The organism is Pararhizobium sp. IMCC21322 (assembly GCF_030758295.1).
In the GTDB taxonomy this organism is placed as follows: Bacteria; Pseudomonadota; Alphaproteobacteria; order Rhizobiales.
Genome location: NZ_CP132335.1, coordinates 5,167,501 through 5,180,611 on the forward strand (window position 1 = coordinate 5,167,501; position 13,111 = coordinate 5,180,611).

8 protein-coding genes are annotated in these 13,111 nt (G+C 54.4%); 2 read left to right on the forward strand and 6 right to left on the reverse strand.

The features are described from left to right. Nucleotides 1-273 precede the first annotated feature (273 nt). On the forward strand, nucleotides 274-2,289 hold the full coding sequence (locus RAL91_RS24590) for a M23 family metallopeptidase (protein WP_306258851.1): 2,016 nt from the start codon (nucleotides 274-276) through the stop codon (nucleotides 2,287-2,289). Nucleotides 2,290-2,355: 66 nt separating this feature from the next. Here the strand turns inward: RAL91_RS24590 and clpB are convergent, their stop codons facing one another. The 6 genes from clpB to RAL91_RS24620 all read right to left on the reverse strand — a co-directional run bounded on the left by clpB (nucleotide 2,356) and on the right by RAL91_RS24620 (nucleotide 12,101). Then, nucleotides 2,356-4,938: an ATP-dependent chaperone ClpB gene (gene clpB / locus RAL91_RS24595; RefSeq protein ID WP_306258852.1), complete on the reverse strand. Its 2,583-nt coding sequence runs from the start codon at nucleotides 4,936-4,938 to the stop codon at nucleotides 2,356-2,358. 242 nt (nucleotides 4,939-5,180) lie between these two features. After that, nucleotides 5,181-5,900, reverse strand: a complete 720-nt coding sequence (locus RAL91_RS24600; RefSeq protein ID WP_306258853.1) for a DUF4167 domain-containing protein — start codon at nucleotides 5,898-5,900, stop codon at nucleotides 5,181-5,183. A 484-nt stretch (nucleotides 5,901-6,384) separates the two neighbouring features. After that, nucleotides 6,385-7,290 (reverse strand): peptide chain release factor N(5)-glutamine methyltransferase, encoded by a 906-nt coding sequence (gene prmC, locus RAL91_RS24605; RefSeq protein ID WP_306258854.1) that lies wholly within the window; start codon nucleotides 7,288-7,290, stop codon nucleotides 6,385-6,387. Further along, a complete protein-coding gene (gene prfA / locus RAL91_RS24610) occupies nucleotides 7,290-8,378 on the reverse strand; it encodes a peptide chain release factor 1 (protein WP_306258855.1) in 1,089 nt (362 codons plus the stop codon). The genes prmC and prfA overlap by 1 nt, the downstream gene beginning before the upstream one ends. 43 nt (nucleotides 8,379-8,421) lie before the next feature. Then, nucleotides 8,422-10,692: a phosphoenolpyruvate--protein phosphotransferase gene (gene ptsP, locus RAL91_RS24615; protein WP_306258856.1), complete on the reverse strand. Its 2,271-nt coding sequence runs from the start codon at nucleotides 10,690-10,692 to the stop codon at nucleotides 8,422-8,424. A 143-nt stretch (nucleotides 10,693-10,835) separates the two neighbouring features. After that, nucleotides 10,836-12,101 carry an aspartate kinase gene (locus RAL91_RS24620; protein WP_306258857.1) on the reverse strand — a complete coding sequence of 422 codons (1,266 nt, stop codon included), beginning with the start codon at nucleotides 12,099-12,101 and terminating at the stop codon, nucleotides 10,836-10,838. A 211-nt stretch (nucleotides 12,102-12,312) separates the two neighbouring features. Between RAL91_RS24620 and ubiG the strand changes: the two genes are divergently transcribed. Beyond that, complete coding sequence (ubiG, locus tag RAL91_RS24625; RefSeq protein WP_306258858.1) at nucleotides 12,313-13,068, forward strand: bifunctional 2-polyprenyl-6-hydroxyphenol methylase/3-demethylubiquinol 3-O-methyltransferase UbiG; 756 nt, start codon at nucleotides 12,313-12,315, stop codon at nucleotides 13,066-13,068. The last annotated feature ends 43 nt before the right edge of the window (nucleotides 13,069-13,111 follow it).

The window sequence follows — 13,111 nt, forward strand, 5'->3', positions numbered from 1 at the left end:
GCCAAATTAAACGGCAGAATTCAGCCGTTTCGCTTTATCCACATGCTCGACAAAAGATTCACAATTCAAAAGTTTCAGTCTGTCGCCGACATTATATATAGGGTGCTGTGCGTAAACTTTAAGACCTGCGTTCTCCAAGACATAAGTCTGCCTCTTTTACAGCTCATATCGGCGTAGTCTACACAAGACCTGCGCTTGCGGCTTTATCAGGTCTTGGTCTATAAAGGTGCGCTTAACGCGCGCTTCCATACGCAAAAGTGAATCAAGAGCTTTATGTCACCATCCGTCTCAGAGTTCCGCCGCAAACGTGATCAGCAATTGCGTGTATCCGTGGATGTAGGAACTGATGCCCCGTTGATGACAACTGATACGCGCCTGCGCGTGCCGGATCGTCGTCATGTCAATATGCGCTGGTTTGCCGGAACGGTTCTGACAGGTATTACGTCAGTTGTTCTTATGGGCGGCGCTTTGTTCGCCGCTATTGATGCAACTCATGAAAGCGCTCAGCCAACGGGAGCCCTGAGCGGATCACTCATTCAGGGCGGCCAGCCAATTTCCCAATCTGCCTCTACACTTGCGAACAGCGGCAAGGGAAATCGCTTCCGTCCGGAAATCAAGGAGAAGCCGGCCCGGCGCGTTATTCAGGTCTCGACCGTCAACCGGGAAGGCAATCGCGACTTTATCCGCGTTAAGCCCTTTGTGCACATCAAGGCACCGCTTGCCCTGGAAACCAGCGACCGCATCAGCGAAATTCCTAACTTCAATCCACTGACGGTCTATACAGAAGACCAGCCCGATGCCCGCCAGGAAGCCCTGCCCATCATTACCACCGCAAAGGTGGATGGCGAGATATCCATCCAGGTTCGCCCCTTCCCGCTTGCCATGGGCGCTGTTGATACAGCGGTACTGCTCAGCGAAGCGGATGTCATGTCCGACATTAACGAGATTGGCCGCTTCCTGAACGGCGAGGATGCCAATGCGATCAGCGTTGCAGCCATGAACCCACAAGGCATCGGCATGCCAGATGTTGGCTCGGAGCCCGTCGACCTGGCCAATGCACCGATGGCTGACCCCTTCAACATCACAATCATTCCGGAAAATGTATCCTTCATCGAGAAATACGGGGATACCGGCGGGAATTTCTCATATGAGGAACGCATTGTTGACGTTGCAGAGGGCGACACACTCTCTGGAATTCTGGCCAAACACGATGCTGACCAGACGGAAGTCGCCAGCGCCGTAGATGCACTGATCAATGCCCATGCAATCACCCAGATCAAACCCGGCCAGAAAATTCGGATCGCCATAGCGACAGCGGAAGACGGCAGCAACCGGGTGCGCCCGGTACGCGTGTCCATCTATCAGGGACGTGAGCATCTGGGCAGTGTCGCTCTCAACGACAGTGGTGAGTTTGTTGGCGCAGCCGAGCCTTATCTGGAAGCGGACCTTGGCGAAATTGCTGACGCAAAGCCCATCCCCGGTCAATTGCCGACTTTGTATGACAGCCTCTATGAAACAGGCCTCTCGCTTGAGATGCCTCAGGAACTCGTTGCTGATGTCGTACGCATCTTTACCTATGATCTGGACTTCCAGAAGCGCATCACACCCAGCGATTCCATTTCCGTTCTGCATTCCACACCCAATGCGGGTAGCGATGAAAACGGGCATGTACTGTTTGCAGAGGTAACGTTGGCTGGAAACACCAAACAGTTTTACCGGTTCCGGACACCTGATGATGGCTTTGTCGACTATTATGATGATTCAGGGCGCAGTGCTAAAAAGTTTCTGATGCGCAAGCCCGTTGCCAAGGGTGCCTTCCGTTCTCCTTTCGGTATGCGCAAACATCCCATTACCGGCGTCTTCAAAATGCACACTGGCGTGGATTGGTCCACAGGGCGCGGCACGCCAATTTACGCGGCTGGCGATGGCACTGTTAAAATGGCGAAATGGAATGGCGGATATGGCCGCCATATCCGTCTGCAGCATGCCAACCGCTATGAGACCACTTATTCTCATATGAGCAAAATTGCATCAGGCATCAAGGCCGGTGCACGCGTGCGTCAGGGACAGCTGATTGGCTATGTCGGTTCCACCGGCTTCTCCACCGGCCCTCACCTTCACTATGAAGTGCTGGTCAATAAGCGCCCCGTGAACCCGATGAAAATCAAACTGCCCAGAGGGCGGGTTCTGAAAGGCGAAATGCTGGCCAAGTTCCACGAAGAACGCCAGCGCATTACATCTCTTATTGCACTGAATGAAGAAGCAACAGTAGCCGCAGCGTCAAACTGAGATTGCTGCGACCAGTCAAAAATTTCTAAAAACAAAACCCCGCCATAAGGCGGGGTTTTGAATTTTTTATTGCACCGTCAACAACAAGCGGTCTGTGCCATCGTCCACTTTGACCTCGGCTCCATCAATGACCTCACCGCCCAGAATCTTCTCGGACAGCGGATCCTGCAGATATTTCTGAATGACCCGTTTCAATGGACGCGCTCCATAAGCTGGTTCAAAGCCTTTATCGGCCAACCATTTTTTGGCACCATCACTCAGTTCAAGGACAATCTTGCGGTCTTCCAACAGGGCATCCAGACGTTTGATCTGGATATCGACAATCGCGCCCATATCCTGTTGGCGCAGGCGATCAAACAGCACGATATCGTCGATCCTGTTGAGGAATTCCGGACGGAAATGGCTGCGCACTGCGCTCATAACCAGACCTTCCGTCTCGTCGGAAATGACATCATCTGTATCGGCCAGAAGAAACTCTGATCCAAGGTTCGACGTCATGATGATGATGGCATTGCGGAAATCCACCGTCCGGCCCTGACTGTCGGTCAAACGGCCATCATCCAGCACCTGCAACAGCACATTGAAGACATCCGGATGGGCCTTTTCAATCTCATCGAAGAGGACCACCTGATAGGGCCGCCGCCGCAGACTTTCTGTCAACGCACCGCCCTCATCATAACCCACATAGCCGGGAGGCGCCCCGATCAGACGGGCAACCGAATGCTTCTCCATATACTCCGACATATCAAGCCGGGTCATGGCTGTTTCATCATCAAACAGAAACTCCGCCAGTGCCTTGGTCAGTTCAGTCTTACCGACACCCGTAGGCCCCAGAAACATGAATGATCCCAAGGGCCGGTTCGGGTCCTGCAAGCCAGCGCGCGCCCGCCTGACAGCCGTAGACACAGCTTTGACTGCGCGGCCCTGGCCAACCACACGGGCTGCCAGATCATCTTCCATGGTCAGCAGTTTTTCCCGTTCACTGCCGAGCATTTTCTCCAGCGGAATACCTGTCCAGCGTGACACAATATGGGCGATGTGATTGGGCATGACGGCTTCTTCCAGAAAACCCTCTTGCACAGAGTCAGAATCGTCGTCCTGATCCTGCAACGCGGCTTCCAGATCAGGAATAACGCCATAGGCCAGTTCCCCGGCACGCGCCAGATTGCCTTCACGCTGCGCCTTTTCAAGCGCAGAACGGGCTTCATCCAGCTCTTCCTTCAGCTTTTGGGCGGCCGATAATTTATCCTTTTCCGCATTCCACTTGCTGGCCATCGCGGACGCATCTTCTTCCAGATTGACCAGATCGATTTCCAGTTTTTCCAACCGGTCCTTGGACGCCTGATCGGTCTCTTTCAGCAGTGCTTCTCGTTCGATCTTCAACTGAATGATGCGGCGGTCCAGCTCGTCCAGTGCTTCCGGCTTGCTGTCGATCTGCATACGCAACCGCGCAGACGCCTCATCCATCAGATCAATCGCCTTGTCTGGCAAAAACCGATCTGTGATATAGCGGTTCGACAGATTGGCCGCAGAGACAAGTGCGGAATCGGAAATCCGGACCCCGTGATGCAACTCGTATTTTTCCTTGATGCCACGCAGAATTGAAATTGTGTCCTCAACGGTCGGCTCACCCACCAGCACAGGCTGGAACCGGCGGGCCAGGGCCGCATCCTTCTCCACATGTTTGCGATATTCATCCAGCGTGGTGGCACCCACACAGTGCAATTCACCCCGCGCCAGAGCAGGCTTCAAAAGGTTGGAGGCATCCATGGCGCCGTCCGCCTTCCCGGCGCCCACCAATGTGTGCATCTCGTCAATGAACAGCACGATCTTGCCTGCAGCATGCTGCACTTCATTGAGCACAGATTTCAGCCGCTCTTCAAACTCACCGCGATATTTCGCGCCAGCTATCAACGCGCCCATATCCAGCGCCAGAAGGGACTTGTCTTTCAAAGATTCCGGCACGTCACCATTGACGATACGCAGTGCCAGGCCTTCCGCTATCGCGGTTTTACCAACACCTGGCTCGCCGATCAGAACCGGGTTGTTCTTGGTGCGTCGGGACAGAACCTGAATGGCCCTGCGAATCTCATCATCCCGGCCAATAACCGGGTCAAGCTTGCCGTCACGGGCATCCTGGGTCAGATCGCGGGCATATTTCTTCAGCGCATCAAAATTGCCTTCAGAATTGGCACTGTCAGCTGTCCGGCCTTGCCGCAAAGCGTCAATGGCCTGCCCCAGAGCCTGAGCAGACACCGCCCCGTCGGACAGGCTTTTGGAGGTTGTTGCGGCTTTGACCATGGCCAGTGCCTGCAACACACGTTCAACGGTTACAAAGGAATCATCAGCCTTCTTGGCATTGTCCTCAGCCTGTTTGAACACTTTGGCCAAAGCCGGAGCTATATAAAGCTGCCCAGAGCCGCCGGTAACTTTTGGCAAAGCCGCCAAAGCTGCGTCATTGGCCATGCGCACCCGCGCCACATCACCACCAGCAGATTGGATAAGGCTGGCTGCCAGTCCTTCGGAATCATCCAGAAGAACCTTCAAAAGATGTTCGGGGGAAAATTGCTGATGATCTGCAGCAAGGGCATTGCCCTGAGCAGACTGTACAAAACCGCGCAGACGGTCGGAATAAGTATCAATGTTCATAATAACACTCCAGAAACACATCACACCCAACTGGCATATGACGCGAAAACAAAAGAGACGGACCCGCAAAGCAGCGTCCGCACACCGATCGGTTGCCGGTGCTGTCCTTATATAGTGTTGCTAATCAGCCACAAAAGAGGCTGCAGCGATTCTCTTAAACAAAAACGCGCCCTGTTCAGCAAGGCGCGTTTTCAAACTTGATCCAGAAACTTGAATAGACCTGGAAGCCAGACCCGAACCTGCTATTCGACAGCATCCGGTTGCGTCGCCAATTCAGGTTCTTCTGCTTTTGGGCGGCGTGTCCGCGGCTTGCGAACCGGTTTTTCCGGCGCCGGGCTATCAGCAACGGCTTCAACGGTCGGGCTTGCTTCGGTCTTGGGTCGTCGGGCACGCCGTGGCTTCGCCTCAACAGGGGCTGCCTCAGTTGGCTCAGCAGCAGCAGCAACAACCTGTCCGGTCTCGCTTGCAGCTTCTTGAGAAGAAGCGCTTTCATTATCCGGCGCATTGTCTTTCGACTTATCAGTGTCAGACGCCTCCAAACCCGGCTGCGGGCCTGAACCGTTCAGCTGCTCATTGTTTGATGGCTGCTGAGGATTGTCCTGCTGTTGCTGGTTTTGCTGCGCCTGCTGGGCCTGTTGCGTTTGCTGATTGGCGGCTTGGGCCGCAGCAATAATCCTGGAATAATGCTCTGCATGCTGCATGTAATTTTCAGCAAGAATCCGGTCACCCGCAACCTGCGCATCACGTGCCAGCGTCAGATATTTCTCGGCAACCTGCATGGCATTGCCACGAATTTTTACATCCGGGCCATTGCTTTCATAACTGCGTTGTAGCGGATTAGGGCCACGGCGGTTATTATTGCTGTTGCTGTTGCTGTTGTTATTGTTGTTGTTACGCCCACGATTACGCTGACGATTCTGATTGTTCCGCGAAGACGCGTCTCTGTTAGAAACCCGGTTCATTCCAGAGCTAACCTCCAAGTGTTTATCTTCCGCTGCCCTCGGGCCATGCGGCTCCTATAGCCAATATTCATCACACCAATAATCCGTGGCTAATGTCCCAAAAAGGCAAATACATACATGCCGGACATCAATCAGCAGTCGGTCAATGAGATTCAAATAGGCTCTGTTCCTGCCTCAACTCAGACGGTCAGATTTCCGGTGCGCCATAAAGGCTCGGGTCAAATTGAAACAAAATGCTCCGCAAGACCCGCCTGCATGAAATCCCCAAATCGTGGTCAGTTATAGAACCGAACACATCTTGGGAGATCAGCACGGATTCTTCTGGGCCCCAACAAGTCGAGCTGCAGAAAAATCGAAGACTGTCGTCTGAGATGTAATCGAAGCGAGCATTCATTGTTCGCTTCCCAACACGCAGACTAAGCCACTGATTCCGCCACTTTTCAAGGCTTATCCTGAGAAAACCACCCAAAAAGCTGTTTTTTTGTCAATTTGGTTCGCTTTTGTGCCCTATCAGCACGCGCGGATGCCCCGCAAGATCGTGCAAAAGCTCAGGCTTGAACCCGGCTTCCCTCATCAGGGCACTCACAGATGAGCTTTGATCATATCCAATTTCAACAATCAGATAGCCTCCAGGCAGCAAAAACAGGGCGGCCCTGGCGATCAAAGGTCGGTATACATCAAGGCCGTCACTGCCACCATCAAGTGCTACAAGGGGATCGTGATCCCGAACCTCTGTGTCCAGACCATCGATCACGTTGCTCATTATATAGGGTGGGTTAGACAGGATTACATCAAAAACATCCGTCTTTGGGATGCCATCATAAACATCGCTGAGACAGGTGGAAAACCGGCTGGCCACATCAAGACGTCGCGCATTTCTCTCCGCCACCGTCAAAGCCCCCTGGCTGATGTCAACGCCCAGAGCCGTGGAGCGCGGTCGCTCCGACAAGATGGCCAGCGGCAAACAACCTGTTCCGGTTCCAACATCCAGAATGCGGGTCGCACCATCGCCAATGCGCGACAATGCAGCCTCCACTATCAACTCACTATCCGGGCGCGGCACCAGCGTGTCATCTGACAGATAAAATGGCAGGCTCCAGAATTCCGCCTCACCCACAAGCCGTGCGACCGGAACTCCCGCACCTCGCAATGTTGCCAATTCTGTAAGCGCGTCTGCGTCACGTTCCGTTAGCGGATGCGTCGGCGCTGCAATCAGTTCGGCATGAGATAATTGCATGTGATGCAAAAGCAGCATCCGGGCATCCAGACCACAATCGATAAATATTTCTCTGGCCTTCAGCCCGCGCTCTATAATCAGGCGCATTGTCTGAAGAGCAACTGTAAGATTGTCACCAGGCAAAACCGCCAAAGGCTGGTCGGCCTGCTGCATCAGGCCTCGTCACCAAGGCTTGCCAGAAGTTCGGCCTGATCTTCGGTGATCAATGCATCAATCACCTCATCAAGGGCCTCGCCTACAATCACCTTTTCCAGTTTGTAGAGCGTGAGATTGATTCTGTGATCCGTCACCCGCCCTTGCGGAAAATTATAGGTCCGGATGCGTTCTGACCGATCACCTGATCCGACCTGACCCTTGCGGCTTTCAGCACGCTCATCTGCCAGCTTCTGGCGCTCCATGTCATAGAGCCGCGTTCGAAGAACTTCCATACCTCTGGCCCGGTTCTGATGCTGCGACTTCTCGGCCTGCACCACCACAACGCCGCTTGGAATATGGGTTATACGCACTGCCGAATCGGTGGTGTTAACGTGCTGTCCTCCGGCACCGGAGGCCCGCATTGTGTCAATCCGCAAATCTTCTGTGCGGATTTCAATATCCACTTCCTGTGCTTCCGGCAGCACGGCCACCGTAGCGGCTGATGTGTGGATACGGCCTCCCGATTCCGTTTCCGGAACGCGCTGAACCCGATGCACACCGGATTCAAACTTCAGCTTGGCAAACACGCCCTTACCAGAGATCTTGGCAATAATTTCCTTGAAGCCACCCACATCGCCTTCGCTTGCGGAAATCAATTCCACCGTCCAGCCATGGTTGGCCGCATAGCGCTCATACATACGGTAAAGGGTACCTGCAAACAGCGCCGCTTCATCTCCGCCTGTACCCGCCCGGATTTCCAGCATGGCATTCTTCTGATCAGCCGCATCCTTGGGCAGCAGCAGCAGACGCACTTCATGACCAAGCACCTCAAGCTGTTCTGCAAGCGCGCGCGCTTCTTCCTGCGCCATGGCGCGCATATCCGCATCAGTCTCGGGATCGGAGAGCATCTCCTGCAAATCCGCATATTCGGATTCAGCAGCCTTCAGCGTTCGTATCTGCGCAACGACCGGATCCAGTTCCGCATATTCCTGCGACAGAGCGACATATTTCTCCGGATCGGGATTATGCACCATCTCCGCTTCAATCACACTGAGGCGATTGACAAGCGCATTGAGCTTTTCCTGAGGCAGTGAGACAGATGACATGGGATCACTTGGTTATGGAACTGAAGACAAAACTGATCCGCCCCTAATAGGGCACCTGATGTGCTTTCGCAAAGTCTTCCAGCAATCCGCGCAATCCCGGCACACCGGAACTGTCGTTCAGCCATTCGGCAAACTTGTCCTGAAGCTCCTGAACAGGCAATGCCCGAAGCATTTCCTTCACAGGACCAATTTGTGCCGGTGACATGGAAATCTGCCGGAAACCAATGCCAAGCAATGCCATGGCCGCCAAGGGGTGCCCGGCCATATCTCCACACAGAGACAAGGATTTTCCTGCTTTGTCAGCAGCTTCCGTTACCTGCTTCAGCGCCCGGAAATAAGGACTGCCCAGCGGATCAAAACGTTCCGCCACCCGCGTATTGCCACGGTCACTGGCCGTCATGAACTGCAGCAGATCATTTGACCCAACCGATATGAAATCCGCCACTTCAAATAATTCATCGAGCTGAAACAGCAGCGAGGGGACTTCCAGCATCGCGCCCATCTGCAATTTTGGCGGCTCAACCTCATAATGACGCCGAACGTGATCAATCTCGCGTTCCACGGCAAGACGGGCTTTCCTCAACTCCGAAACCTCGGTAATCATGGGAAACATCAAGCGCAACTCATTGTCTTTCGCCGCCAGCAGCAATGCCCTGATCTGGGCGCGCATCAGACCCGGCCGATCAAGACCCAGACGAATCGCCCGCCAGCCCATAGCCGGATTTTCTTCCACATCCATCCGCAGATAGGGCAGCACTTTATCTCCGCCCACATCAATGGATCTGAAGGTTACAGGCTTGCCTTTTGCATGCTCATAAACCTGCTCATAAAGCGCCTGCTGTTCCGCCATTTTGGGAAAGGATGACGCCACCATGAACTGCAATTCCGTGCGGAACAGGCCGATTCCTGAAGCGCCAGCCTCTTCCAGATGGTCCATATCAACCAGCAGACCGGCATTCATCAGCAACTCGACATGCACACCGTCCTTGCTGACACTTGGCAGGTTCCGGTTGGCTCGGTACCGCTCCATGCGCTTGGCGCGAAAGCGAACCTTTTCGCCATAGGAATGAACAACTTCCGGCGTCGGGCGCAAATGCACCTCGCCAGCATCACCGTCGATGATTATGTCATCGCCGGATTCAGCCAAAGCCACCACGTCGATGGCACGCCCGACACTGGGCAGGCCAAGCGCGCGGGCCACAATGCTGACATGGCTTGTGGGCGCACTTTCCTCCAGCACCAGACCACGCAGATTTGACCGGTCATAATCCAGCAGTTCTGCAGCGCCCATTGTGCGTGCAATCAGAACTGCATTTTCTGGCAATTCTGCCGTCATGTCGGTCTGGGGCTTGCCCATCAGCACGCGTAAAAGGCGGTTTGCCAGATCCTCAAAATCATGCAGCCGGTCCAGAAGATAAGGATCACTGGCCTGCCTCTTCATACGCGCCCGGGTCTGGTTCTGGACCCGTTCAACAGCGGCTTCGGCTGTAAGGCCGGACTGCACGGCCTCTTTGATGCGCCGGACCCAGCCCTGATCATTGGCAAACATGCGATAGGCTTCCAGCACATCACGATGCGCACCACCAGCCGCCATATCTCCCCGTGCCAGCATGTCATCGACCGACAGACGCAAGCTGGCAATTGCCGCATCAAGGCGGCGCAATTCAGTTGGGATATCCTCAGCAATCAGCTCCGTCACCACCACGCGGGGCTGATGCAGCACGACAGTCCCAAGACCGATCCCTTCGCACAGGGTGGTGCCGGCGAAATGACTGGAACGACGAATGTCCAGATCGCCCCCCGCTCCCGAAAGGCCGGATAATTCTTCAGATGCCAGAACTTCGGCAATAACCATGGCCGTGGTCTGAAGCGCTTCGACTTCATCTTCGGCATAGCCGCGCTGGGTGGCGTTCTGCACCACCAGCACGCCCAGTGTGCGCCCTGCCCGCAAAATAGGTACGCCCAGAAAGGAATGATATAAATCCTCGCCGGTTTCCGGACGATAGGCAAATTGCGGGTGGCTGCGCGCTTCAGGCAGATTAAGCGGTCGCGCATTAGCGGCAATCAGACCCACAAGTCCTTCGCCAACGCGCAGGGTTGTCTTGTGGACCGCATCCCGGTTCAGGCCCTCAGTGGCGTAAAGTTCAAGCGCACGGTCTGTCCGCAAGGCATAAATGGAACAGACCTCAGCCACCATATTGGACGCAATCAGGCTGGCGACCTTATCCAGTCGCTCCTGCGCGCCAATCGATTCCGCCATGGTTGCCCGAAGGCTGCGGAGCAAAAGGCGCGGACCTGCTGTGGCACCAGGCATCCGCGTCATCCTTCTGGCTTATAACTCATGTGTGCCTCAATCCTTTACCTGGCCTGCATGCCTTTACCCGGCCCGCATGACGAACAGTGTCTCTACAACATTGCGAGTGCAATTATGTGTCACACAGACTGTCTGCCGATCCCTCAGTCCTGCGGCTTGTCGAGGCCATAAAGGCTGTGCAGGGACCGTACAGCCAACTCAGTATAGGCTGCATCGATCAAAATCGAAATCTTGATTTCGGAGGTCGTGATAAGTTGAATGTTAATGCCTTTTTCAGCCAGAGAGCTGAAAGCCTGGGCCGCAACACCAGCATGCGACCGCATGCCAATGCCAATGACAGAAACCTTCACCACATCTTCGGAGCCGGAAACAAGCTCGCAGATGATCTCGCCGCATTCGCGCTGTTCATCAATCACCTTGCGCGCACGGGCGTAATCCGCTTGCGGCACAGTGAAGGTGATATCTGTTGTTTTACCGTCTTCAGAAATATTCTGGACAATCATGTCCACAATCACATTGCCCTCAGACAAGGGCAGGAAGATCGCAGCTGCGACACCTGGCCTGTCAGCAACCCTGCGCAAAGTGATTTTTGCTTCATCCTTGCTGTAGGCAATACCTGTCACCAATTGCTGTTCCATAAAAGCCTCTTCATCACAAATCAGGGTGCCGGGCGGTGTTGCGCCAGGGCTGGAATCGATTGAGTCCGGATCATCAAAACTGGACCGCACAAACATGGGCACATTATGCACCATGGCCATCTCGACAGAACGGACCTGCAGCACTTTCGCACCCAGAGAAGCCATCTCCAGCATCTCTTCAAAGGCCACACGGTCCATGCGCCTGGCACCTGGCACCATGCGTGGATCGGTTGTATAAACCCCATCCACATCGGTATAAATATCACATCGGTCTGCGTTCACTGCTGCTGCAATGGCAACCGCACTGGTGTCCGACCCGCCCCGTCCCAGCGTGGAAATCCGGTTGTCAGGGCCAATGCCCTGAAAGCCGGCAATAACCGCGACCTGGTTGATTTCCAGACGCTCGATCAGCCGCGTCCCGTCAATGTCCGTAATGCGAGCAACCCCATGGGCGCCGTCTGTCAGAATCGGTATCTGCCAGCCCAGCCAGGACCGCGCATCCACACCCATATTCTGCAGCGTCATGGCCAGCAAACCTGCCGTAACCTGTTCTCCGGAGGCCACCACGGCGTCATATTCGCGCGCATCATGAAACGGGCTTGCCTCGCGACACCAACCCACAAGCTCATTGGTCTTGCCGGACATGGCGGACACAACAACAGCAACCTGATGGCCAGCGTTGATTTCGCGCTGAACATGGCGGGCCACATTTTTTATGCGCTCAAGATCGGCGACGGATGTACCGCCGAATTTCATGACTAATCGGGACATGCTTTCAGAACTCTTTTATGCAGCGGACATACGGCAGAAAACCACCGGTAATCCAGCCTTTTTGCGCGGCCTTCTTAGACGTTGAGTGGCAAGGAAGCAACCGCGCTGTGCATACATTTGCGCCCATTCTTCCCTGTTTTGCTTGACATGTGATCAATGCCAACCACGTTTAGCCATAACAGACCGTGATCCACAAAACATGAAGACCAAAATGGCTGAAGCACCCAACTCCGGAAGAACCACCATCGATGACGCTGAAGTGGAGCGTTTTTCAAAGCTGGCGGCAGAATGGTGGAACCCAACCGGCAAGTTCAAACCGCTGCATAAATTCAATCCGGTCCGCATGGCTTATATCAAGGAAAAAGTGTCAGCCCATTTTGACCGCGACATCAAGGCGACAGATGCCTTTGCTGGCTTGCGCATTCTCGATATTGGCTGCGGCGGCGGTCTTTTATGTGAACCCATGGCGCGGCTGGGGGCGGGTATTGTCGGCGTGGATGCGTCAGCTACAAACATCAATGTTGCCTCACTGCATGCAGAACAAAGCGGCCTTTCCATCGATTATCGGGCGACAACTGCCGAGGCTCTGTCAGATGAAGGCGAGACCTTCGATATCATTCTCAACATGGAAGTTGTTGAACACGTGGCAGATGTACCGCTGTTCCTGAGCGAGTGTTCCAAAATGTTGCGCCCCGGCGGCCTGATGTTTGTCGCCACCATCAACCGCACCATGAAAGCCTGGGGTCTGGCCATCATTGGCGCAGAGCACATTCTTAGATGGCTGCCAAAGGGCACACACCAATATGAAAAACTGGTTCGGCCCGAAGAGATCGAACAACCGCTGAATGCGCAAGGCCTGTCAATTCTGGAAATCAACGGCGTGTTCTACAATCCGCTGAAGGATGTCTGGGCTTTGTCGAATGACACGGATGTCAATTACATGATGCTTGCAGAACGGCCCAAATAGGCTGAACACCGCCTAAGAGCCGAGTCTGCTGTCCAGTCTGCGG